This is a genomic window from Mesorhizobium amorphae, assembly GCF_014843845.1.
GTDB classification, from domain to species: domain Bacteria; phylum Pseudomonadota; class Alphaproteobacteria; order Rhizobiales; family Rhizobiaceae; genus Mesorhizobium; species Mesorhizobium amorphae_A.
In genome coordinates this window covers 147,854-169,417 of the sequence record NZ_JHQS01000122.1, presented here as the reverse complement: position 1 = coordinate 169,417, position 21,564 = coordinate 147,854, and the positions used below count along the sequence as shown (strand labels likewise).

At 64.4% G+C, this 21,564-nt stretch carries 21 protein-coding genes; 6 read left to right on the top strand and 15 right to left on the bottom strand.

The features are described from left to right. Positions 1 to 161: 161 nt before the first annotated feature. From DH08_RS31690 to DH08_RS31635, 12 genes are all read right to left on the bottom strand, one after another. The gene (locus DH08_RS31690) at positions 162 to 1,190 is read right to left on the bottom strand and encodes an ROK family protein (RefSeq protein WP_192183160.1); all 1,029 of its coding nucleotides are present in this window, start codon (positions 1,188 to 1,190) and stop codon (positions 162 to 164) included. Then, complete coding sequence (locus DH08_RS31685) at positions 1,190 to 1,912, bottom strand: ribulose-phosphate 3-epimerase (RefSeq protein ID WP_192183159.1); 723 nt, start codon at positions 1,910 to 1,912, stop codon at positions 1,190 to 1,192. Before DH08_RS31685 ends, DH08_RS31690 begins: the two co-directional genes overlap by 1 nt. Then, positions 1,909 to 2,742, bottom strand: coding sequence for an alpha/beta fold hydrolase (locus tag DH08_RS31680; RefSeq protein ID WP_192183158.1), 834 nt, complete (start codon positions 2,740 to 2,742; stop codon positions 1,909 to 1,911). The genes DH08_RS31685 and DH08_RS31680 overlap by 4 nt, the downstream gene beginning before the upstream one ends. Beyond that, complete coding sequence (locus tag DH08_RS31675) at positions 2,742 to 3,560, bottom strand: sugar phosphate isomerase/epimerase family protein (RefSeq protein ID WP_192183157.1); 819 nt, start codon at positions 3,558 to 3,560, stop codon at positions 2,742 to 2,744. The genes DH08_RS31680 and DH08_RS31675 overlap by 1 nt, the downstream gene beginning before the upstream one ends. Next, positions 3,560 to 4,636 carry a Gfo/Idh/MocA family protein gene (locus DH08_RS31670; RefSeq protein WP_192183156.1) on the bottom strand — a complete coding sequence of 359 codons (1,077 nt, stop codon included), beginning with the start codon at positions 4,634 to 4,636 and terminating at the stop codon, positions 3,560 to 3,562. Before DH08_RS31670 ends, DH08_RS31675 begins: the two co-directional genes overlap by 1 nt. A 4-nt stretch (positions 4,637 to 4,640) precedes the next feature. After that, complete coding sequence (locus DH08_RS31665) at positions 4,641 to 5,462, bottom strand: sugar phosphate isomerase/epimerase family protein (RefSeq protein WP_192183155.1); 822 nt, start codon at positions 5,460 to 5,462, stop codon at positions 4,641 to 4,643. A gap of 188 nt (positions 5,463 to 5,650) precedes the next feature. Further along, positions 5,651 to 6,493, bottom strand: a complete 843-nt coding sequence (locus DH08_RS31660; RefSeq protein ID WP_192183154.1) for a carbohydrate ABC transporter permease — start codon at positions 6,491 to 6,493, stop codon at positions 5,651 to 5,653. Between the two features lie 5 nt (positions 6,494 to 6,498). Continuing rightward, positions 6,499 to 7,395 (bottom strand): carbohydrate ABC transporter permease, encoded by an 897-nt coding sequence (locus DH08_RS31655; protein ID WP_112566022.1) that lies wholly within the window; start codon positions 7,393 to 7,395, stop codon positions 6,499 to 6,501. A 140-nt stretch (positions 7,396 to 7,535) separates the two neighbouring features. Further along, entirely contained in the window at positions 7,536 to 8,783 is a 1,248-nt protein-coding gene (locus tag DH08_RS31650) for an ABC transporter substrate-binding protein (protein ID WP_192183153.1), read from the bottom strand. A 120-nt stretch (positions 8,784 to 8,903) separates the two neighbouring features. Then, positions 8,904 to 10,049 (bottom strand): ABC transporter ATP-binding protein, encoded by a 1,146-nt coding sequence (locus DH08_RS31645; protein ID WP_192183152.1) that lies wholly within the window; start codon positions 10,047 to 10,049, stop codon positions 8,904 to 8,906. 90 nt (positions 10,050 to 10,139) lie between these two features. After that, entirely contained in the window at positions 10,140 to 11,090 is a 951-nt protein-coding gene (locus DH08_RS31640) for a PfkB family carbohydrate kinase (RefSeq protein WP_192183151.1), read from the bottom strand. A 3-nt stretch (positions 11,091 to 11,093) separates the two neighbouring features. Continuing rightward, positions 11,094 to 11,894, bottom strand: a complete 801-nt coding sequence (locus DH08_RS31635) for a beta/alpha barrel domain-containing protein (RefSeq protein ID WP_192183150.1) — start codon at positions 11,892 to 11,894, stop codon at positions 11,094 to 11,096. 355 nt (positions 11,895 to 12,249) lie between these two features. On the opposite strand from DH08_RS31635, the gene DH08_RS31630 reads away from it, so the two are divergent. Continuing rightward, positions 12,250 to 13,398, top strand: coding sequence for a Gfo/Idh/MocA family protein (locus DH08_RS31630; protein WP_192183149.1), 1,149 nt, complete (start codon positions 12,250 to 12,252; stop codon positions 13,396 to 13,398). A gap of 13 nt (positions 13,399 to 13,411) precedes the next feature. After that, on the top strand, positions 13,412 to 14,395 hold the full coding sequence (locus DH08_RS31625; protein WP_192183148.1) for an alpha/beta hydrolase: 984 nt from the start codon (positions 13,412 to 13,414) through the stop codon (positions 14,393 to 14,395). On the opposite strand, the gene DH08_RS31620 is transcribed toward DH08_RS31625, so the two are convergent. Then, the gene (locus DH08_RS31620; protein ID WP_192183147.1) at positions 14,392 to 15,414 is read right to left on the bottom strand and encodes a LacI family DNA-binding transcriptional regulator; all 1,023 of its coding nucleotides are present in this window, start codon (positions 15,412 to 15,414) and stop codon (positions 14,392 to 14,394) included. The two genes, DH08_RS31625 and DH08_RS31620, sit on opposite strands and share 4 nt — an antisense overlap. A gap of 269 nt (positions 15,415 to 15,683) precedes the next feature. Between DH08_RS31620 and DH08_RS31615 the strand changes: the two genes are divergently transcribed. The 3 genes from DH08_RS31615 to DH08_RS31605 all read left to right on the top strand — a co-directional run bounded on the left by DH08_RS31615 (position 15,684) and on the right by DH08_RS31605 (position 18,491). Next, a complete protein-coding gene (locus DH08_RS31615) occupies positions 15,684 to 16,634 on the top strand; it encodes a sugar kinase (RefSeq protein WP_192183146.1) in 951 nt (316 codons plus the stop codon). Beyond that, on the top strand, positions 16,631 to 17,917 hold the full coding sequence (locus tag DH08_RS31610; RefSeq protein WP_192183145.1) for a D-tagatose-bisphosphate aldolase, class II, non-catalytic subunit: 1,287 nt from the start codon (positions 16,631 to 16,633) through the stop codon (positions 17,915 to 17,917). Before DH08_RS31615 ends, DH08_RS31610 begins: the two co-directional genes overlap by 4 nt. Before the next feature lie 85 nt (positions 17,918 to 18,002). After that, on the top strand, positions 18,003 to 18,491 hold the full coding sequence (locus DH08_RS31605; protein WP_192183144.1) for a nucleoside deaminase: 489 nt from the start codon (positions 18,003 to 18,005) through the stop codon (positions 18,489 to 18,491). 2 nt (positions 18,492 to 18,493) lie between these two features. Here the strand turns inward: DH08_RS31605 and DH08_RS31600 are convergent, their stop codons facing one another. After that, positions 18,494 to 19,033 (bottom strand): Lrp/AsnC family transcriptional regulator, encoded by a 540-nt coding sequence (locus tag DH08_RS31600; protein ID WP_192183143.1) that lies wholly within the window; start codon positions 19,031 to 19,033, stop codon positions 18,494 to 18,496. Between the two features lie 48 nt (positions 19,034 to 19,081). On the opposite strand from DH08_RS31600, the gene DH08_RS31595 reads away from it, so the two are divergent. Then, positions 19,082 to 20,272, top strand: a complete 1,191-nt coding sequence (locus DH08_RS31595; RefSeq protein ID WP_192183142.1) for an MFS transporter — start codon at positions 19,082 to 19,084, stop codon at positions 20,270 to 20,272. Here DH08_RS31595 and DH08_RS31590 read toward each other — a convergent pair. Continuing rightward, positions 20,269 to 21,558 carry an NAD(P)/FAD-dependent oxidoreductase gene (locus tag DH08_RS31590; protein ID WP_192183165.1) on the bottom strand — a complete coding sequence of 430 codons (1,290 nt, stop codon included), beginning with the start codon at positions 21,556 to 21,558 and terminating at the stop codon, positions 20,269 to 20,271. The genes DH08_RS31595 and DH08_RS31590 overlap by 4 nt on opposite strands. Between the last annotated feature and the right edge of the window lie 6 nt (positions 21,559 to 21,564).

Below are 21,564 nucleotides of genomic sequence, written 5' to 3'. Positions count from 1 at the left end.
TCCTCAGCTTCATCCAACTCGCCTGCGCCATGTTATGGATGCGATGAATGTCGATTCAGCCTAGTGCAATTCCAGGAAAAGTGCGTAGCGGTTTTCGGACGACATCATGCTCCACTCCTTTGATCTAGAGCCGGATGATTTCAGGTCGATTCGACCTGAAATCATCCGGCTCTGGCGCCGGCTTGGCCGCCGGCGCCGTTCTTCGTCTCTTCGTCCTGCACCATCGCCAGCGCCGTGCCCGGCTCGCCCTCCCACAGGATCAGGCTTGCCGCGCCGACCAGCCCGGCGCGGTCGCCGAGCTCAGCCGGCACGATCGGCACGTCGCGATAGGCGGGCATGGCCCGAGTCTCGACGGTGGTTCTGATCAGCGGCGCCAGCAGGTCGAAGCCGTTGGCAAGACCGCCGCCCATGACGATCAGATCAGGCGAATAGAGATGCAGCAAATTGGTGAAGCCGATTCCAAGCCACTTCGCCTCGGCCTCGACCAGGTCGAGTGCGCTGGCATCGCCGGCGCGCGCGGCCTCGACGACATGCCGGGCCGAAACGTCGCCGTCATTCGAAAGTTGCCGGAGCAGCGAGCCGTCGCCAGGGGCAGTGAGCTTGGTGGCGCGTCGCCCGAGCGCCGTCCCCGAAGCGACCGCCTCGAAGCAACCGACGGCGCCGCAGAAGCAGCGTTCGCCTTCGCCGGTAATCGTCATATGGCCGATCTCGGCTGCCAGTCCGCGCCTTCCATGATAGATGTGGCCGTCGGCAACCACGCCGCCGCCGATGCCGGTCGACACCGTGACGAAGACCAGCGATCCGCTGCCGCGGCCGGCGCCGAAGCGCCATTCGCCAAGGGCGGCCGCATTGGCGTCGTTTTCCAGCCGCACCGGCAGGCCGAATTGCCGGCTGAGAATGTCGATCAGCGGCACATTGTGCCAGCCGGCCAGCGTCGGCGGCCCGATGACGATGCCGGCCTTGGGATCGAGCGGCCCCGGCGCGCACATGCCGATACCGACCACCTTTGCCTGCGGATGCTCCTTGAGCAGCGTGCCTGCCAGTGTGATGATCTGGCCGATCACCGCCTCCGATCCCGCGCCCGCCATCGTCGGCGCCGAAACACGCGCCATGACGTCGCCGCTGCGCTCGACCAGCGCACCGCGCAGCTCCGTGCCGCCGAGATCGAAGGCAAGCGCAAGCGTGTTCATCAGGCCGCGACCTCCAGCCCGTGAAGCCAGGCCATGCGCTGCGCAAGGTCGGGATCGCCGAAGGCGAGCGAGCCCAGCACCACGGTCTCGGCGCCTGCGGCGCGCAGAAGCGGCACGGTCTCGTGGCGGATGCCGCCGTCGGCGGCGAGCACGATGTCCGTCTCGCGGCCGGCCTTGCGCATCAGCGCGCGCGCCTCGATCAGCCGCGGGCAGGCCTGGTCGGACAGGCTCTGGCCCTTGACGCCTATGGAGGTGCCGAGCAGCGTCACGAACGCCACTTCGGGCAGGAAGGGCGTGACGGCGGCAACAGGCGTTTCCAGCCTGAGCACCACGCCGGCCTCGGCGCCGAGCTCATGCGCCAGCCGCACGGCACGAAGTCCGGCCTCGCCGTTTTCGGCATGCACGCTGATCAGGTCGGCGCCGGCCTCGATGAACTGCCGCGTCTGTTCCTCGACGATTTCGGCCTCGACCATCAGGTGCACATGGATAGGCTTTGCGGTCAGCTTGGCGATCCGCGCCACCAGGTCGGGGAAGAACAGGAAGCCCGGCGTGAAGCGGGCGTCCGCCACGTCGATGTGGTGGAGGTCGACATGAGCGTCGATGCGCTTCAGGTCGCGCTCCATATTGGCGAGGTCGGCCGACCACAGCGAGAACTCGCCGATCAGCCGATTGCGCGGCAAGGCGGCTATTGCCGAGGGGCCGGACAGGGGTTTGGTGGTCATGACGGAATGAGGCTCCGGAAGTTGGCGTGGGGGTGAAGGAAGGCCGTGATCTCGGCGTGCAGCTCTGCGAAATGCCTGGCGCTGTCGAGCGCCTTGGGCGCGATATCGGCAAAGACGGCGTTGGGAATGGCGGCCGCCAGCGCATAGGCGGAGGACAGCGGGTGCACGGCATCCATCGCGTTGCCGATGACCAAAGCCGGAATGTCGAGGGCCTCCGCATCCTTTGCCGAAACGCTCGGTCCGTCGGCGGCGATGTCGGCAAGCACTTGCGCGAACGCCATGGTGTCCGGCCGGTCGAAATAGCCCAACAGCGAAGCGAGGTTGTCGGGCGCCTCGCGATAGAGGCGTACGGCGGTATCCGACTGCGCAAAGAGCGCCCGCGCCTTGTCCGGACCATGGTCTAGGATAAGGCCGGCGACCTCGGCGATCGGCCGCATGTTGGCCGGTGCCTTGCCGAACGTCCAGGCCGGACGCACCAGGACCAGGCCGGCGACGCGGTCGGGATGGCGGCAGGCGAGGCGCAGCGCGATTCCCGCCCCCATCGAGACGCCGCCGGCGACGAAACGCTCGAGGCCGGCCTGGTCGGCGGCGGCGAGCACATCGTCGGCGAACATCTGGAACGAGAACGGCCGGCTTCTGCCGAGCGCCGAGCCGCCATGTCCGCGGCATTCGAGCGTGATGCGCCGCAAGTCGGCGCCGGCGGGGAAGGATTGAGCGACCTGCGCCTCGCTGCCGCCGAGGCCATGCTGGAAGACGACCGCCAGTCCATCGCCCGCGTCGGAAACCCTGAGCGTAGCGTCATCGCGGAGCAAGGTCGTCGGGCGCTTCATCACACCAGCCCTTTCAGGAAGCGGGCGACTTCTGGCGCTTCCTCGGCCGAAAGCCCATGCGTCACCAACGGGCCGTCAAAGCCTGTTGCCTTGAGCCGTGCGACGAAGTCGGCAAAATCGACGACCCCTTGCCCGGCGGTGGCGAAGCGGCCGTCGGCGAAACGGTCCTTGGCGTGGGCCATGGCGACATGGCCCGCCGTGGTTTCGATGGCGGCGGTGACGATGGCGCGGGCTTGCGCCGCATCCGCCTGCTCGAACAGGTTCGCCGGATCGAGCACGACGCGCAGCCGCTTCGAGCCCATTTCGGCGATGAGACGCATGGCGTCGTCGGCCGACGTCACGATGTTGGCCTGCTCGGGCTCCATGCCGAGATCGACGCCGTGGCGTTCGGCGAGGTCGAGCGCCTTTTCCATTTCGCGCGCCATGTCGGCCCAGACCGAGGGATCGGCATTGTCGGGATGGTGCGTCCACTGGTCGTCACGGTTGCGGGTTCCCGTGCAGAGCGTGACCAGCGGAATGGAAAGTGCTGACGCGGCCTCGATGACAGCCGCCAGCCGACGCAGGCCGTCCTCGCGCACCGCTCTGTCGGGATGCGCCATGTTGTAGGTGCCGGACAGCGCGACCACCCCGACGCCGGTGGCATCAGAGGCGGCCGCGATGGCACGGATGGTATCCAGCGGAACCTTGTCCGGCATCGACGGCAGGCCGGCACAGGCCAGGTTGAACTGGGTGACGGCAAATCCCGCGTCGCGCACCGCTTCCAGCACGCCGGCCGGCTCGCTGCCCGGAAAAGTCTTGGCGAACACCCCGATTTGCATCAGACCGCTCCCGTGACGCTGGCGATCTCGACGCGCTCGCCGCTCTCGACCGAGCGGGCGATCGCCACCATGGCGCGGATCGAGGCGAGGCCGTCATCGACATCGGCGCCGCGCATCGGCTTGCCGTCGAGGACTGTCTCGGCGAGGCCCTCGAGCTGGCGCCGGAAGCAATGGCCGTCGGCGCCGAGCGGCTTGCGCGAGGTCGCATCCTTCTCGTGGAAGATGTCGACCTCGCTGGCACGGAAATACCAGGGATTGAAGGTCTTCGCGATCACTGAGCCGTTCTCGCCATAGAGCTGAAAACCTTCGTGCCAGTCCATGCGCACGGCCACGGTGAGGTCGAGATGGCCAAGTGCGCTACTGGCGAATTCCGTTTCGACGAACCAGCAATAGGCGCCAAAGCGCTCGTTGAGGCGGGCGCGCACGGCTGTGATCTCGCCGCACAAAAAGCGCGCCGTGTCGACCAGATGCGAGCCATGCGCCAGCATGAAATATTGCCGCAGATCCGCCTTCGGATTGCCGGCCGGCTTCCTCGCCAGCTTGCTGGTCACGGGCAGCGGCTGCACCGCGTCGGTGTTGGTGTAGCGATGCGTGGAATCGCAATACCAGGCTTTTAGCGCCAGGATCTCGCCCATCTCGTCGCGGACGAAATCGCGCGCCGCCTCCAGCGCCGGATCGAAGCGTTTCATATGGCCGACCTGAAGCACCTTGCCGGAACGCTTTACCGCGTCGGCAAGTTTTTGGCCCTCTTCGACCGAGACGCCGATCGGCTTTTCGCACAGCACGTGCTTGCCGGCTTCGAGCGCCTTGATCGACATCGGCACGTGATAGGCGTCCGAGGTGGCGACGATCACCGCTTCCAGTTGCGGGTCGGCGAGCATGGCGTCGTAGTCGCCGTATATCTTCTCGGGCTCATAAGTCGCGCCCATGCGCGCCAGCAGGTCGGGGGCGGCATCGCAGATCGCGTAGAGATCGGCATTGCTGGCCTTCACGCAGGATTCCAGATGGGCGAATTGCGCGATCGGCCCGCAGCCGAGCACTCCGACACGAAGACGACGGTCTTGCTTGCGGATCATCGTCTCAGGCTCCGTAGCCGCGCATGGTCTGGCGATTGGTCTTGACCGCTATGGCCGGATCGGCGGCCGCGGTTTCGGATTCCTCCTCCAGCACCAGCCAGCCGTTGAAGTTGGGCGCGGCACTGGCGATCTCGATCACCTTCGCCGTGTCGCAAATGCCCTTGCCGAGCATCGCCCAGGTGCCGCCGGCGTCGACGTCCTTCAGATGCACGTAGCGGATGCGGTCGCGATAGGTGGTGAGCGTGTCGGCCATGTCCTTGTGGCCGCGCAGTATGTGGCCGGTGTCGGGCACCCAGCCGACCAGCGAGGCGTCGAGCAGACCGAAGATGCGGTCGTAATCGGCGCGGTCGTAGAGCAGCGTGTTGTGGTGCGAACTCGGATGCACCGCGACCTGGACGCCGGCCTTGCGGCCGAGTTCACCAGCCTTGTTGTAGACCTCGGCCGCAATGGCGAACTTGTCGTCGCGCGGGCCGTCCGACACGACGGTCGCCGAGCCCATGGACACCAGCGCGCCCGGAAAGGCGGCGGCAAAATCGATCCAGCGCCTGGCGGTCTCGATATCGGCGCCGATCTTCTCCTTGAGTGTGAAGCCGCTGTTCGAACCGAAGGCGAAGGAGACGAGCGTCAGGCCGGATGTCTTCAGCGCGGTCGCGAACTCCGCCGGTTTGCCGGCATAGTGGCCGATCATCGCGTCGGTGATCTCGATGCCGGCATAGCCGCCATCGGCGATCGCCTTGAGCAGGTCGTCGGGGCCGCCGGCAAAACGGTCTCCGAGCATCTCCCATGTGAAGGTCTGGCAGCCGACTTTGAGGTCTTTCACGTTCATCCTTTCATTCCTTGATTCCACCTGCGTAGGCCCTTCGATGATGTGGCGCCGGAAGAACAGCACGAGCACGATCAGCGGCGCTATAAAGACGCCTGAGGCCGCGGCGATATCGCCTGCCAGCAGAGAAGGGCCAATCCATCGATTTCGATGCGCGGCCTACTCCATCAGTTCTCCGTGGGAGGGACATCCTACTTGACCGAGCCCGCGGTCATGCCGGCGAGGAAGAACCTCTGGGCAATGAGGTAGATGAGCAAGAGCGGTAGCGAGCCGAGCACGCTCATCGCCATCATCTGGTTCCATTCGAAGGCGTGCTGCCCCATCAACAGCTGGATGCCGATCGGGACGGTGCGCATGGACGTTGACTTCGTCAGCGTCAGCGCAAAGAGAAATTCGTTCCAGCACAACAGGAAGGTGTAGACCGACGTCGCCACGACACCAGGCAGTGAAATCGGGACGATCACCCGCCAGAGTGCGGTCCAGCTGGTGCCGCCGTCGACCGCCACCGCTTCATCGAGATCGCGGGGCAAGGTGTTCAGATATCCCGTCATCAGCAGGATCGCGTAGGGCAGCGTAAACACCAGGTAGGTCAGGATCAGTGCGACGTAGGTGTCGAAGATGCCATACGAGACGACAAGCCCGAAGAAGGGGATCAAAAGCGTGATCGGCGGGATCGTCTGCGTGCTGATGATGAGTGTGTTGAGGCTGCCCTTGCCGCGGAAATTGAAACGGCTGAACCCATAGGCGGCCAGCAAGGCGATCAGCACCGTCAGCACGGTCACCGCTCCGGCCACGAAGTAGCTGTTGAAGAAGAAGCGCAGCTTTACCGGGTCGCCAAGGATGGCCGCATACGCTTCGAGCGTGAAGGCCTTCGGCAGGACGGTTGGTGGCAGGGCAAAGATTTCGGTATTCGACTTGAACGAGCTGCTCAGCATCCAGTAGATCGGGAAGGCCGCGAAAAAGAGCCCTGCGGCAAGCGCGGCATGGAGCGCGACGGTGATCAGCCTGTCTTTCGGCGTGTGCCTTTTCCTCATGGTGACTACCGAGCCTTTTGATAGCGGATGTAGAACAGCGTCAGGCCGAGAGAGATCAGCAGGATGACCACGGCACTCGCCGACGCCTGCGACAGGTTGTAGCTCGAGAACGCCAGCTTGTACGTGTAGGTGCTGAGGACCTCGGTCGAGTAGATCGGACCGCCGCCCGTCGTTATCCAGATCAATGGAAAGACCTGCATGGTCCAGATGAAGTCGAGCAGCGAGATGCTGATGATGATCGGCATCAGCTGCGGGATGGTGATGAAGATCAGCTTCTGGTAGGCCTTCGCCCCGTCGATATCGGCGGCCTCGTAGAAATCCTTGGGAATGCCCTGCAAGCCTGCGAGCAGGCTGACCATGAAAAGCGGGTAGCCCGCCCAGATATTGGCGAAGGTGACGGCGTGCAGCGCGGTCTCGGGCGAGGAAAACCACTCGACCTTGGAACCGATGATGCCCATCTGCATGAGAACGCTGTTCACGACACCGTTCGGCTCGAGCAGGAGGCGCCAGATCACGGCGATAATCACCGCGGTGAACAGCCAAGGCAGTATGTAGAGCACGCGCAGAATATTGCGCAGCGTCGGATTGATGCGGTCGCTGTTCAGCATGAGTGCGAAGACCATGCCGATGGTCATGTGGAAGACGACACTCATGCATGTGAAGTAGAGCGTGTGCCACAGCGAGGCCCAGAACACCGGATCGGCAAAGATCGCCTGGTAGTGTTTCAGTCCGGCAAAGGACGGGTCGCGACGCAGCACCGCGCTGTTCTGGAACGAATAGCCAATCACCGTCACCATCGGCAGCAGCATCAGAAGGCCGATTATTAGGAGCGAGGGTGACAGATAGAGATAGGGTGCGACCGCTCGTTTCAGCCTATGGTGGGAGCGCTTCTGCCGAGTCATGTGCCACCCTTGGGATACGCCTTCAACAGGAAGGTGCGCTTCGGAAACAGGTCCATCTCAAATTGCCGATCCGTTGTTGACGGGTGGCCTGCCCGAAGTCAGGCCACCCGGCCGAAGATAGCAAACGGGGAACAGGCCCCTCAGAATTTCGCCATCCAGCCCTTTTGAGCGTTGGCTGCGGCTTGTTCCGGAGACTGCTCGCCGGCGAGCATCTTCTGGGCTTCCACGTCGAACTTGGTCATCAAGTCTTCAGCCACCGGCAGACCGGTGAACTCGTTGGCGAGATAACCGGTCTTGTAGATTTCGAAAGCCTTGCCGAAAGCCTTGTCCGAGGTCACGAAATCGGGCTTGGCGTTGACGTTGCCCGGGAAAGCGTTTGCAAGCGACACGAGCTTGGCGTTCACCTTTTCACTCATCAGATATTGGACGAGCTTCCAGGCCTCCTCCTGATGTTTCGAGGCCGCAGAGATGCCGATGCCCCAGGAGGCGTAGGGAAGGCCGCGCTTGCCAGTGTAGTTCTCCACGACCGGGACCGGGATGAGGTCGAAGTTCAGCTTGGGATTGCGTTCGCGGATGAGGTTCACATGCGCGAGCGAGTCGATCATCATCCCGACCCGGTTGTTGACGAATTCCTCGACCTTTTCCTGCTCGGTCTTGGTGGCAATGCCGGGCGAGATGACGCCGGCGTCGTTCAGCGATTTGACGAAGGTGAGCATATCGACGACCGGCTTGCCCTCGAGAGCCGGCTTGCCGTCGGCCATCATCGATTGACCCGAGGCCCAGACCCACGACATCAGGTCGTTCTGGACACCGGACGGCGTTTGCAGCGACAAGGGAAGCACCCAGCCATACTGGTTCTTGTCGACATGGGTCATCTTCTTGGCGGCTTCGAGAAACTCCGCGCGGGTCGACGGCAGCTTGGTCACGCCGGCCTGGGCAGCGAGATCCATGTTGACGAAGACCGGATAGACGAACGAAGCCACGGGAAACATCACCGCCTTGCCGTCCACCTTGATGATATCCGCGACCTGGGTCTTGTCGAACCCGCTCGCGTCCATCATCGGGTTCATGTCGGCCAGCGCATTCTGCGCGTTCAGATTGTTCACCCAGGCGCCGTCGAGACCGACGACGTCGCTAAGCGTTCCAGTTGCAGCACCAACCGAGATCTGGTCGCGCGTGGTCGCATAGGGGCCGCTGACCAGCGTCACCTTGATTCCGGGGTTTGCAGTCTCGAAGTCGTTCATGATTGCCCTGAGCGAGCCGGCCGGCAATTCGGGTTCCCACCATTGGGTGAATTCCAGCGCCGTGTCCGCCATGGCGCTGGTTGCGCCAAGCAACCATGCGGCCGCGGCTATTTTCAGCATCGCGGGTTGTATCCGAAACATCATTTTCTCCTCCTTCTTTAAGATCGACCGCACAATGCGGACGATCGTCTGGTTTATTCAGAAGCCTTCTTGCCAGTATCTTTCGCAGGCGCCTCCCTCTCGCCTGCGGTCTGCCGCATATCTTCAGATCGCCAGATGCGTCTCGGGATCGAAGAAATGGAACTTGGCATCATCCACGGCCACCCGGATTTCCGAGCCGGAGTGGACGGCGCTGATCGGCTCGAATCTCGCCACCGCGTTCGATGCCAGGCCAAAATCGTCCACCGCGTCCGGATCGCCGGAGTCCACCCGGACCGCGTCGATGTTCAGATGGACGATCTGTTCGGATCCGAGTTCTTCGATCGAGGTCACCTTGGCCGGTATCGTCTGATACTTGCGACCGGATTCGAGGCTGCTGTCATAAAGATCCTCCGGTCGGATGCCGAACACGACCTTGCGCCCCGCATACGACCGCAAGCCCGGCCTGCGCACGAAGGCTGCATCCTGCAGGCGGATGGCGAAGGTGCCGGACATCAGCTCGTCGCCCGTCAGGGTCGCCTCGAAAAGGTTCATCGAAGGAGAACCGATGAAGCCGGCAACGAACGCATTCACCGGCGATTCATAGAGTCTCTTGGGTGTGTCGACCTGCTGCAGCACGCCGCCTTTCAACACCGCGACCCTGTCCCCCATCGTCATCGCTTCGATTTGGTCGTGGGTCACGTATATGGTCGTTACGCCGAGCTGCTTTTGCAGGCTGGTGATTTCGGCGCGCATTTGAACACGCAGTTTCGCATCCAGGTTGGAAAGGGGTTCGTCCATGAGAAAGGCGGCCGGCTCGCGCACCATGGCGCGGCCCATGGCAACCCGTTGACGCTGTCCGCCTGAAAGGTTCGCGGGTTTGCTGTCCAGCAAAGACGTCAGCTGAAGGGTTTTGGCGATCTCGTCCACGCGCTTCTTGCGCTCGGCCTTCGGCTTGCCTGCCAGCCGCATCGAAAAGGCGATGTTTTCGGACACCGTCATATGCGGGTAGAGCGCGTAGCTCTGGAAGACCATCGCGATGTCGCGGTCCTTGGGCGGCATGTCGACGACGTCGACTCCGCCGATCCGAAGGCTGCCGCTGGTGATGTCCTCCAATCCCGCGATCATTCGCAACGCGGTGGATTTGCCGCAGCCGGATGGCCCGACGAGAATCAAGAACTCGCCGTCCTCGACCGATAGGTTCAATTGGTCGATTGCGCGAAAATTGTTCCCGTAGGTTTTGCAGATATTCTCAAGAATGACTTCTGCCATCTTCCTCCCTCCACAAGTATAAGCCGATTATTCTTATAATTCTCCTCGGCTTACGTTCGCATGCGAAATATTTCCTCGGATAGTTTCATGCTATGCTCTAGTATCGACATGCGCTTTTCTCAGTTCGACTGCTGACGGCGCGTTCGTCGATGCCAGGAGTTCCGTGACCTGGTCGTCGGTCGGAAGCGCCTCGCGCCCGCCACGCCCCGTTAACGAAAGGGCCGCCGCCGCGGCCGCGAATGCCACCCGGCCTGCGGTGTCGGCTCCGCGCGTCAATGCATGGGCATAGGCGCCATGAAAGCAGTCACCCGCGCCGGTCGAGTCGACGACCACAACCCGGTGCGGGGGCAGGTGCCAGAGACCTGTCTCTTCACGCCCGCGATAGTACACGCCCCTGCCACCATCGGTCAGAACCACGGCGGACCGTGACGGCAACCACAATGCATCGAGCATCTCGGCGGGCGATCGGCACCCCGTGGCGGTCCGCGCAAAGTCGAGTGGAAGAATGAGATGGTCGCAGAGCGCGATCAGCCGCTCCGTGGCTGGGCCGTTGCTCCATTCGATATCGCCGAGGATCGCAAGGCCGAGATCGCGAGCCCGAGCCACGACATCCAGCGACCGGATCGCGTAGCTATCGACGATCAGGACGGTCGCGCGGCTGAGGATATCGTCCGGAAAGTCCGGAGCGGTGCCCAGCATCGCATCGTCGTCATATGCGATGAACCGTTCCCCGTCCGAGCCGACGGTGATCCGCGAGCGCACCGGGCGCGCGTCGGGATGGCCCGGTGCGAATGCGGTTTCAACACCGCTCGCAACGAGATCGCGCAGCACGGCGTCGTCCGCGGCACTGCCCAGCCATCCGACGAACCCGGCGGTTCCGCCGAGCCGCACGACGGCGGCCAGGGCCGTTGCGACATTTCCCCCGAAAGCGCGGGCACTTTGCAGAACCTTCCCCTTGCCCGCCGACAACGGCTGATCGACGTAGACGATGTCGTCGATCGCAATAGCGCCGAAGCCGAGGATCGAGGGGACGGTGGGCATCGTTCAGGCACCCGCCTTCGCCAGGGCGTCTTGCGCCGAAAGGCCGTCATGGATGACGCCCCGAAAGGCAAGCGCTGCCTTCTCCGGATCGCCATGCCCCCAGAGATTGCGGCCTACCACGGCACCGCGTGCGCCGGCACGGATGGCGTCCGCCGTCTGCTGAAGCGCGCCGAGCAGCGTATCGGTCTTCGGACCACCCGCGATCACAACCGGCACCGGGCAGGTCCGGACGGTCTCTTGGAACGATTCGAAATCGCCCGTGTAGCCGATCTTGATCACGTCGACGCCGGACTCGTAGCCGATGCGCGCCGCATAGGCGATCTCGTCTGGGGTGAAGACGATCTTTGCTCCGTCGGTGAAATCGCGAGGGTAGATATGCGCCACCACAGGCATGCCGTAGCGGGCCGCCGCATTTACCGAATCGGTCAGCCAGCGTATGTATTTGCCCTCGGTTGCGCCACGCACCGGAATAGCCACGGCCAACGCATCGGCCCCGGCGCGCACCGCATCCTCGGGCGTTGCGATCAACTCGCTGATGCGATCGTCCGCAGTGAAGCAGCCCGCCTGAATCACCAGGGAAGCTTTGCCCGCATATTGCGGCCACAGATGGCGCGCGGTGCCAGGCTGGATGCTGACGTAGTCGGGTTTGCCCACCATGACGCGTGCGAGCGCACCCGGCAGGTCGGCAAGGCCGCCTTTGCGCACGTCGCCATAGCCGACGAAGTGGTCGACCGCGCCGCCAAAAAGTTTCCCCGATGGATGCGAGAAGAGGCGCGCAAGACGCACCTTGGTTCCTAGGCTCATGAGTGCAAAATTCCCAAATCGTTTGATTTCAATTCCTGGACCCAGTGTTTCCGAGATATGACAGGGGCCAAGGTGATCTATGCCTGAACCCGTCTCGGTCCCTGACCGCGACGGAAAGATCCAATCCGCGCATGGCCCACGGGCTTCGTATCGGCGGTCGGCCGTTTTTTCATGTCTGTCATTTTCTCCTCCCAGGGCCGGCAGCCTCCCTATGTTGCGCCAGCATTCCCGCATGTTCTATAATAATTTTACGCGCGTCAAGATTTAAAATGTTGTATAGCGGTTTTCGACCATGATCCGTTGCCGGTGCGACGGTTCAGCGAGACCATTGCCGCATTGGGAGGTACGATCGAACATGCACGGAAAATCAAAGACGAAGCTCGGCATTGGTGTCATCGGCTGCGGCAACATCTCGATGACCTATCTGCGCAATGCGGCTCTGTTCGGCGGCGTCGAGTTGCGAGCCTGTGCCGACATTTCGGCTGACATGGCCGCCCTCCGCGCCAATGAATATGGCATCCGCGCGCTCGGCGTCGATGCGCTGCTGGCCGATCCGGACATCGACCTTGTGCTGAACCTGACGATACCGGCGGCGCATTTCGACATTTCGCTTTCCGCACTTTCGGCGGGCAAGCACGTCTTCACCGAAAAGCCGCTGGCGACCTCGGCCGCCGACGGCCGCCGCCTTGTCGCCGAGGCGGCGAAGCGCGGGCTGCTGCTCGGCTCGGCTCCCGACACCTTCCTCGGCGCCGCCGGACGGTGGGCGCGCCGGCTGATGGACGAGGGCGCGATTGGCCGTGCGGTGACCGGCACTGCCTTCATGATGGGACGCGGCATGGAGCATTGGCATCCAAATCCGCAATTCTACTACCAGCCCGGCGGTGGCCCGGTCTTCGACATGGGGCCTTATTACCTGACCATGCTGGTCAATTTGCTCGGCCCGGTCGAGCGCGTCATGGCGATGGCGACGCGCGGCCAGGAGGAGCGGCTGATCACCGCCGAAGGCCCCTACAAGAACACCAGCTTCAAGGTCGGCACGCCGACCAACATCCTGTCGTTGCTCGAGTTCCGCTCCGGCGCCACCGTCACCTTCGGCGCCTCCTGGGATGTCTTCAAACATTCCAACCATCCGATCGAATTGCACGGCACGGAAGGCTCGCTCAGGTTGCCCGATCCCGACACGTTCGGCGGCACCGTCTCGCTGTCGGCGCGCGGCGCCGACTGGGCCGATTTCGCCAGCGAGGCCGAGCTCTACGGCGCGCGCAACTGGCCCTATACCGCGCCCGATCGCGCCAATTACCGCATGCTCGGCGTCGCCGATCTTGCGCGGTCGCTGACCGATGGACGCAAGCCGCGCGCCTCGGGCGAGCTGGCGCTGCATGTGCTGGAGATCATGGAGGCGATCCTGGCCTCGGGCGAGAGCCAGGGATCGGTTGCCGTCGTTGGCACGGTCGACCAGCCGCCGCTGCTTGGCGAGGACGAGGCGGCAAGCCTGCTTGCCTGACGCGGAGGTTCGAATGACATCGATCCTCTCGGCAACGCCGTCCCTGTCCGCGCTCGACCCGGAAGCCCGGCATGTGCTCGACCTCGGCCGGCAGGCCGACGCCCCGCCATTCGAGGCCGGCACGCCGGAACTGGCGCGGCGTGCCTATGACAAAGGATTTCCGGACCTGCAGGGCGAGCGCGAGCCGGTGGGTTCGGTCAGCGAGCGGACCATCGCCGGACCCGGCGGCCCGTTGACGCTGAGGCTCTATCGCGGGCAGGGCGCGCCTGCCACAGACGCCCCGGCGCTGCTTTATCTGCATGGCGGCGGCTGGGTGATCGGCAATCTCGACTCGCATGACGAGATATGCCGCTGGTTCGCCAACATGGCGGCTTGCGTCGTCGTCTCGCCCGCCTATCGGCTGGCGCCGGAGCACAAGTTTCCGGCGGCGGTCGAGGATTGCCTCGCCGTGCTGCACTTTATGCGCGATGTCGCTGGCGATCTCGGCATCGACGCAAGGCGCATCGCCGTTGCCGGCGACAGCGCCGGTGGCAACCTCGCCACCGTGCTCGCTCTGCTCGCGCGGGGCGATCGCGTCCCGTTGACCGCGCAATTGCTGTTCTATCCCAACACCGACGCCGCGCAGACGGCCGACAGCTATCGTCGCTTCGGCGAAGGTTTTGGCCTCACCGCGGCAACCATGGCCTGGTTCCGCGATCATTATGTCCGCAATCCCGGCGACATCGACGACTGGCGCGCCTCGCCGCTCAAAGCCGAAAGCCTCGCCGGCGCGCCGCCGGCCTTCATCGCCCTCGCCGGTCACGACATCCTCGCCGACGAAGGCGAAGCCTATGCCAGGCGTCTCGAAGTCGACGGCGTGCCGGTCGTGCTGCGCCACTGGCCAGGGCAGATCCACGGCTTCGTCTCGATGGGCCGTCATGGCCCGGCGGCGCGGCAGGCGGTGGCCGAAGCGGTTACCGCATGGCGCGGCTTCGATCCGGCTTTCGGGAAGGCTTAAGCGGATTGACGCATCACCAGCGTCGCGTCGAGGCTGACCTTGGGCGCGACCGCCGTGTCGTCCTCGTTGAGCAAGGCAAGCAGCGTCTCGACGCTGCGCCCGGCCATGGCGGCAAAATCCTGCGCCATGGTGGTGAGGCCGGGACATGTGTAGCGGCTCAGCGGATGATCGTCATGGGCCGCGACGCGCAGGTCGCAATCGCCCTTGCGGCCGACCTTGAGGCCGCGCGCATAGGCCGCCGCCATCACGCCGAAAGCGAGGCGGTCGTTGTTGCACAGTATGGTCTTGCCCGGCAGGCCGCCGTTGGCGAGCATCTTTTCCGTCTGCTCGTAGCCGATCCGCTCGAAATCCCAGGTGTAGTCGTCGGTGTCGCCGATGACGACTGACTCATGCCCGAGCCGCGTCATCGAGCCGACATAGCTCTCCAGCCGTTCCGGCGAATTGTGGTTGACATGCGGGATGTCGAAATAGACCGGCGCATCGCCGGAGCGGCACAGATATTCGACGATGGTCGAGATGCTCTGGGCGTTGTTGTTGCCGACGAAAGGGGTTCCGCCTTCGAGATAGGTGTCGAAATAGACGACGGGTATCGCCTGCGTCAGCTTCTCCAGCGTGCGGCGATCCGAGCGCAGGCCGAGCGGCGCGATCAGCGCACCGGAGACCTTCAGCGACAGGATGGTTCGCGTCGCCTCCACTTCGAGTTCGCGCGAGCCGTGCGAGGAGATCACGATCGGCCAGTAGCCTTCGTCGCGCAGCCGAAGCTCGATGCGGCTGACCATCTCCGAATAGAACGGATCGGCCACCGTCGGCACCATGATGCCGATGCTGCGGGTGCGCTTGCGGTTCAGGTTGCGGGCAAACAGGTTGGGCTGGTAGTCGGACGAACGCAGCGCCTCTTCGATGCGCTTTCGCGTCGCCGGCTTGACGCTGGTCGGATCGTCGAAATATTTCGACAATGTCGGCCTGGAGACGCCACAGGAGCGGGCAAAATCCTCCATCGTCTTGTGCGTCATAGGCATTGAACCCCTCGCGTCATGGACATCCAATCCCTGGCGCTGCCCGGCACCTAGATACGGTGCGCCGGCTCGCACCTGCAAGGTGAAATTTTACAGATAACTCCAGCAGTTTCAACGCGTATTGATAATTTATTCCACGCGTCAATTTATTAATTGACGCAAAAAAGTGCAAGCCGTATTGACTCCTTATGTCGGTTGCCGCCAGGCAGAGCTGCGCGGCTGACAGGTCGCCAAGTCAGACTGGGGCGAAACGCCGGGAGGAATTCCGCGAGATGAAGAAGCTGGTCTCAGCCGGCGAGATCCTCGTCGAGATCATGGCCGAGCGCATCGGCCAGAGCTTTCTCGAGCCCGGTCCGCTGCTTGGTCCCTATCCGTCCGGCGCGCCCGCCATCTTTATCGGCCAGGCCGCGGCGCTCGGCCAGCCCGCCGGCCTGATCGGCGCCGTCGGCGAGGACGATTTCGGCCAGCTGAACATCGAGCGGCTGCGGACCCTGGGCGCCGACGTGTCGGCAATCGCGGTCCACAAGGGCCACGCGACGGGCACCGCCTTTGTCACCTACCGGGCCGACGGTAGCCGGCACTTTGTCTTCAACATCCGCAACAGCGCCGCCGGTCTGGTCGGGATCGATGCGGCCGCGCAGAGCATGCTGGCCGGCACCGACCACGTCCATGTCATGGGCTCGTCGCTGTTTTCCGACCGCGCCACCGAGGTCGCCCTGTCGGCGATCCAGACGGTGAAGGCCAAGGGTGGGACCGTCTCCTTCGACCCCAACATCCGCCGCGAGATCATGCAGGCCTCCGGCATGCGCGAGGCGCTCGACCAGGTGCTCAAGCAAACCGATGTCTTCCTGCCGAGCGGCAATGAGCTGTTCCTGTTTTCATCGGGCGGCGACGAAAAGGGCGCGGTCGACGAGCTCCTGCAGCGCGGCGTGTCCTGCATCGTTCTCAAGAAGGGCGCCGACGGCGCCGCCTATCACGACCGTCACGGCACGGTTGCCTTGCCGGGCTTTGTCGTCGACGAGGTCGATCCGACCGGCGCCGGCGACTGCTTCGGCGCTGCCTTCGTCTCGTTCTGGCTGCGCGGCGCGGCTCCAGTCGAGGCGCTGCGCATCGCCAATGCCTGCGGCGCGCTCGCCGTCACCCGCAAGGGGCCGATGGAAGGTATCTTTCCGCTGGCCGAGGTCGAGGCTTTCGCAACCACCGCCGGGAGAGGCCAGTCATGAGCGCCGCGACGCAGAGATTTGCCAGCATCGCGGCGAGGCGCCCCGCGGGCGAAAAGGGCGGCATCGCCTCGATCTGTTCGGCGCACCCGCTGGTGATCGAGGCGACGCTCCGCCACGGCGCGGCGCGTGGCTCCGATGTGCTGATCGAGGCGACCTGCAACCAGGTCAACCACGAAGGCGGCTACACCGGCATGACGCCGGCCGGCTTCCGTAGCTTCGTCGAAGGCCATGCGAAGAAGGCCGGCTTTCCGCTCGATCGCCTGATCCTTGGCGGCGATCATCTCGGTCCCAATCCGTGGAAGCATCTTCCTTCCGCCGAAGCGATGGCGAAGGCGAAGGCGATGATCGACGCCTATGCCGGCGCCGGTTTCACCAAGCTGCATCTCGACACCAGCATGGCCTGCGCCGACGATCCCGCCGCGCTCGCCGACGAGACCATCGCTGCCCGCGCCGCCGAACTTGCCGCCGTCGCCGAGGCGGCGGTCGAGCGTGCTGGCGGCGAGAAGCCGGTCTACATCATCGGCACCGAAGTACCGGTGCCGGGCGGCGCGCTCGAAGCGCTCGACCATATGCATGTCACCGAGCCTGATGACGCCTTGCGCACCGTCGAGATCCATCGCCAGGCTTTTTCGCGCGCCGGCCTCGACGCCGCCTTTGCCCGTGCGGTCGGCGTCGTCGTCCAGCCCGGCGTCGAATTCGGCAATGCCGAGATCATCGCCTATGCGCCGCAGAAGGCGACGGAACTGGTCGCCGTGCTCGGGCGCATGCCGCAATTCGTCTTCGAGGCGCATTCGACAGACTACCAGCCTAGCGAAGCGCTTGGTGCTCTGGTGCGCGACGGCTTTGCCATCCTCAAGGTTGGACCCTGGCTGACCTTCGCGCTGCGCGAGGCGTTTTATGGGCTGAGCCACATCGCCGACGTACTGGCGCCGGACCCGCCGCGCGAAAACCTGCCGGCGGCGATGGAACGCATCATGCTGGTCGCGCCCGACAATTGGCGCAAATACTATCCGGGCACACCCGACGAGCAGCGCATCGAGCGGCATTTCTCCTTCAGCGACCGCATTCGCTACTACTGGCCGGCGCCGGACGCGCAGCGCGCGACCCAGGCGCTGCTCGATGCGCTGGGCGACCGCGATATCCCCCGCACCTTGATCGGCCAATACCTTGGACAGCTCGATGCAGCGGTTGCGGCGGGCCGGGTCAAACCTTCAGCGCATGAGCTTCTGATCGGCAGCATCACCCGCGTTCTCGATATCTACGCCGGCGCGACCGGGCAGTAGCGGCCTTACCGCCCGTTCCAGCTGCCGACTTGAGTCGGCGGATTGTTCGGCACATGATCAAGCGGCACCGCCGGAGGATCTGCCGATGCCACAACGCCCCTATGATGAGCGCCTGCTCCGTCAGGCATTCGACGTCGCGCGCAAGGCCCGCGATGCTGGCGAACATCCCTTTGGTTCGCTCCTCGCCGACAAGGACGGCAATGTGTTGCGCGAGCAACTCAACGGCTACAAATCCGGAGGCGGCGACCGTACCGCTCATGCCGAAAGTCTGCTGGCCCGGTGGGCGGGGATGAATTTCAGCCTCGAAGAGCTGGCCTCTTGCACACTCTACACGTCGGCCGAACCTTGCGCGATGTGCTCCGGGACAATCTATTGGGCGGGCATCGGACGGGTCGTCTTTGGGCAGAGCGAACATGACCTCAAGGCGTTGACGGGTGCACACGACGAGAATCCGACACTCGACCTGCCCTGCACGATCGTCTTCGAAGCAGGGCAGCGTCCGACCGAAGTCGTCGGCCCGCTGCTTGCCGATGAAGCGGCGCAACTCCAGGCCGATTTCTGGAAAGACAAATAGCTCTAGTACAGCGGCTGGGCCATGTGCCTTGGCGTCGGCCATTCGGTTGTGATGCCCGGCTGCACGGGCCGCTCGAGATAGGTCGACAGCACGACATAGCTTCGCGTCGAGGTCACGCCGGGTGTCTCGTAGAGGCGCGACAGCAGGCCCTCCAGCGCGCGTGTATCCTCGGTGCGCACCTTGAGCAGCATGCAGGTGTCGCCGGCCACCGAATGGATCTCCTCGACCTCCGGATATTGGGAAACCGCCATCAATTCCGGCGTCTTGCCCCAGCCCTTGGTGTCGATATGCACGAAGGCGAGCAGCGGCTTCTTCACCGCCTTGGGATCGATGATCGCCGCGGTGCTGCGGATGGCGCCGCTGCGGCGCAGCCGCTTCACCCGTTCATGCGCCGCCGGCGGCGACAGGCCGACCCGATCGCCGAGATCGGCGTAGCTGATCGTCGCGTCGTCGACCAGAACGCCTAATATCTTTCGGTCCGTCGCATCGACGTCCCGGGCCGTAGGCCGGTTCCGCTGAATGCCATCTGTTTCTTCATCCATATGGAAATTCCTTGTTGATGCTGAACTTCATTCGGCCATTATGGTCGCATGTCGAACAGCGATCAATCAGCAATTTTCGCAGCGGCGCCCCGGCCGCCGATCCCGGCGATCGCCTATCTGCTCACCGGATGCATCGCCGTCATTGGCTCGAATTCGCTGGTCCTCGGTCCGATCGCGCCGGCCGTGGCGGCGTCGTTCGGCGCAAGCGTGCCGGGGGTGATGATAGCGTCCGCCGCCTTCGGCCTCGGCACCTCGGCAAGCGCGCTCTTCCTGGCGCGATACATCGATCGCATCGGCGCGCGACGCATGCTGCAGGGCGCGCTGCTGTTGCTGGCGATCGGCCTGGTCGCCTCCGCATTGGCGCCGACGGTGACGGCGCTGGTCGCCGCCCAGCTCGTCGCCGGCATAGCTGCAGGCATTGCCATGCCGGCGATCTATGCAAGCTCGGCAGCGATCGCACCACCCGGCCGCGAGAGCGGCACGATCGGCGTCGTGCTGACCGGCTGGACGCTCTCCATGGTCGCCGGCGTCTCGCTGTCGGCCGTGATTGCCGATCTCGTGCATTGGCGCGCCGTCTTTGGCACGGTCGCGGTGCTTGCCGCCTTTGCCCTGGCAGGTCTGACGCTGACCTCGCTCAGCGATACCAGGAAGAGCGGTCCGGCGCCGACGCCGTTCGGCGCCTTGGCCGTTCCCGGCATCGTGCCGCTGCTCATCGCCTGCGCCGCCTTCATGACCGCTTTCTATGGCGTCTATGGCTATCTCGGCGATCACCTTCACAGCGGCTTGGGCCAGCCGGTCAGTGCCAATGGCTGGGCGGCACTTGCCTATGGTGCCGGCTTCGGCGCGGCCGCACTTCTCGACGGCGTCATCGATCGCCTCGGCGCGCGCCGCGTCATGCCTTTCGCCTATCTGCTGGTCGCGGTCGTCTATGTCGCGATCGCCGCGGCAAGCGGCAGCTTCGGCCTGACGCTGGCGATGGTGGCGGTCTGGGGCCTAGCCAACCACTTCGGCCTGAACGTGCTGGTGATGCGGCTCACCGCGCTCGATCCGTCGCGGCGCGGCACCATCATGGGCCTGAACAGCGCGGTGACCTACTTCGCCGTCTTTGTCGGCACGACAGGCTTCGGCCCGCTTTACACCGGCTTCGGCTTCGCAAATTGCGCCATGATCGCCGCCTTGCTGATGCTGGTTGCGGCATCCGCCGCGGCATGGCCCGCCGCGGGCCATCGGCAGGACTAGCCAGCCTCGTCCAGCCGGTCACGCAGCATGCTCCAGGGCAACAGCATGTTTGGCGCATGCCGCATCAGGCCATGCAACGGAATTGGCGAAGGTGGCGCAAAGGGCAGCGGCAGGTCGCGGGCCTCAGTTCCACCAGCCCAGTCGGCCAGCGTCTTGCCCATCGCCGTCGTCATGGCAATACCGCGCCCGTTGCAGGCGCGGCCGGCGATCAGTCCCGGTCCAAGGTCCAGGAGGTGTGGCAGGAAGTCGGGTTCGACCGCAGCCATTCCCGACCAGTTGTAAGCGAGAGGCGGCAAGTCAGGCAGGTCGAGATGCCGAGCAAGCCGTCGCCAGATCGCTTGCGGGACGCGCGTATCGGCGCCGGCGCCGACGATATGCATGCCGCCACTGATCAACCGGTTTTCGGCATCGAAGCGGAAGGTGAAGAGATTGCGCCTGGTGTCGCCGACGCCTTGCCCGCCTGGAAGCAAACGCGTGCGCACTCTGCGCGGCAGAGGCCTGGTCGCGATCTGGAAGACCTTCAGCGGAATGTAGGTTCGCTGAAGCAACGGGTAGAGCGCTCCGCCATAGGCGTTGGTGGCGATCAGCACCTTGCCGGCACGCACCGAGCCCGATGGCGTTTTCAGCCTCCAGCCATCGGCCACGCGATCGACCGAGGTGACCGGCGTGCCCTCGTAGATCTTCGCACCAGCCTTCTCCGCCGCATCGGCCAGTCCGTTCGCGTAGCCGACCGGGTTGAGCACGCCACCCGAACGGTCCATCCAGCCGCCGGCATAGTCGCGAACGCCGGTCAGCGCCTGGGTCTCCTCGCTGTCCAGAGTGACGGCCGGCCTGCCGCGCTCTGCCCATTGGCTGGCCCGTGATTTGACCTTCTCAAGAGCCGCCGGCGAATGCGCCGGCTGTATCCATCCGCCTTGCAGGGCGTCGCATGCGATGCCATGCCGCCTGATCAGGTCGAAGACGAGGTCGGCGCTGCCGGCGGCGAAATCAATCAGCCGTTCGCCATGCTCGGGCCCGAGATGCGCCAGGATGTCGACCGGGTCCATCTTGGCGAAATTCGGCACCACGAAACCGGCATTGCGGCCGGTCGCACCCCAGGCGATGATTTCGGCTTCGAGAACGGCGACGGAGCGCCCTTGCTCGGCGGCATGCAGGGCGGTTGAAAGGCCCGAAAAGCCGCCGCCGACAATCGCCAGATCGACGTCGAGTGCGCCGTCGAGGGCCGGCCGTTCGCGGCGGTTGCGGCCGACGGCGTGCCAGAGGGAGACGCCACGCGAGCCGGCCATGTCGTT

Bases quoted from the DNA above. Each gene is read 5' to 3' on its own strand.
- DH08_RS31675 (WP_192183157.1), bottom strand. From the start codon at position 3,560: ATGCAAATCGGGGTGTTCGCCAAGACTTTTCCGGGCAGCGAGCCGGCC.
- DH08_RS31640 (WP_192183151.1), bottom strand. From the start codon at position 11,090: ATGCCCACCGTCCCCTCGATCCTCGGCTTCGGCGCTATTGCGATCGAC.
- DH08_RS31605 (WP_192183144.1), top strand. From the start codon at position 18,003: ATGCCACAACGCCCCTATGATGAGCGCCTGCTCCGTCAGGCATTCGAC.
- DH08_RS31590 (WP_192183165.1), bottom strand. From the start codon at position 21,558: ATGGCCGGCTCGCGTGGCGTCTCCCTCTGGCACGCCGTCGGCCGCAAC.
- DH08_RS31610 (WP_192183145.1), top strand. From the start codon at position 16,631: ATGAGCGCCGCGACGCAGAGATTTGCCAGCATCGCGGCGAGGCGCCCC.
- DH08_RS31630 (WP_192183149.1), top strand. From the start codon at position 12,250: ATGCACGGAAAATCAAAGACGAAGCTCGGCATTGGTGTCATCGGCTGC.
- DH08_RS31645 (WP_192183152.1), bottom strand. From the start codon at position 10,049: ATGGCAGAAGTCATTCTTGAGAATATCTGCAAAACCTACGGGAACAAT.
- DH08_RS31620 (WP_192183147.1), bottom strand. From the start codon at position 15,414: ATGCCTATGACGCACAAGACGATGGAGGATTTTGCCCGCTCCTGTGGC.
- DH08_RS31690 (WP_192183160.1), bottom strand. From the start codon at position 1,190: ATGAACACGCTTGCGCTTGCCTTCGATCTCGGCGGCACGGAGCTGCGC.
- DH08_RS31655 (WP_112566022.1), bottom strand. From the start codon at position 7,395: ATGACTCGGCAGAAGCGCTCCCACCATAGGCTGAAACGAGCGGTCGCA.
- DH08_RS31685 (WP_192183159.1), bottom strand. From the start codon at position 1,912: ATGACCACCAAACCCCTGTCCGGCCCCTCGGCAATAGCCGCCTTGCCG.
- DH08_RS31600 (WP_192183143.1), bottom strand. From the start codon at position 19,033: ATGGATGAAGAAACAGATGGCATTCAGCGGAACCGGCCTACGGCCCGG.
- DH08_RS31660 (WP_192183154.1), bottom strand. From the start codon at position 6,493: ATGAGGAAAAGGCACACGCCGAAAGACAGGCTGATCACCGTCGCGCTC.
- DH08_RS31625 (WP_192183148.1), top strand. From the start codon at position 13,412: ATGACATCGATCCTCTCGGCAACGCCGTCCCTGTCCGCGCTCGACCCG.
- DH08_RS31595 (WP_192183142.1), top strand. From the start codon at position 19,082: ATGTCGAACAGCGATCAATCAGCAATTTTCGCAGCGGCGCCCCGGCCG.
- DH08_RS31650 (WP_192183153.1), bottom strand. From the start codon at position 8,783: ATGATGTTTCGGATACAACCCGCGATGCTGAAAATAGCCGCGGCCGCA.
- DH08_RS31615 (WP_192183146.1), top strand. From the start codon at position 15,684: ATGAAGAAGCTGGTCTCAGCCGGCGAGATCCTCGTCGAGATCATGGCC.
- DH08_RS31680 (WP_192183158.1), bottom strand. From the start codon at position 2,742: ATGAAGCGCCCGACGACCTTGCTCCGCGATGACGCTACGCTCAGGGTT.
- DH08_RS31665 (WP_192183155.1), bottom strand. From the start codon at position 5,462: ATGAACGTGAAAGACCTCAAAGTCGGCTGCCAGACCTTCACATGGGAG.
- DH08_RS31635 (WP_192183150.1), bottom strand. From the start codon at position 11,894: ATGAGCCTAGGAACCAAGGTGCGTCTTGCGCGCCTCTTCTCGCATCCA.
- DH08_RS31670 (WP_192183156.1), bottom strand. From the start codon at position 4,636: ATGATCCGCAAGCAAGACCGTCGTCTTCGTGTCGGAGTGCTCGGCTGC.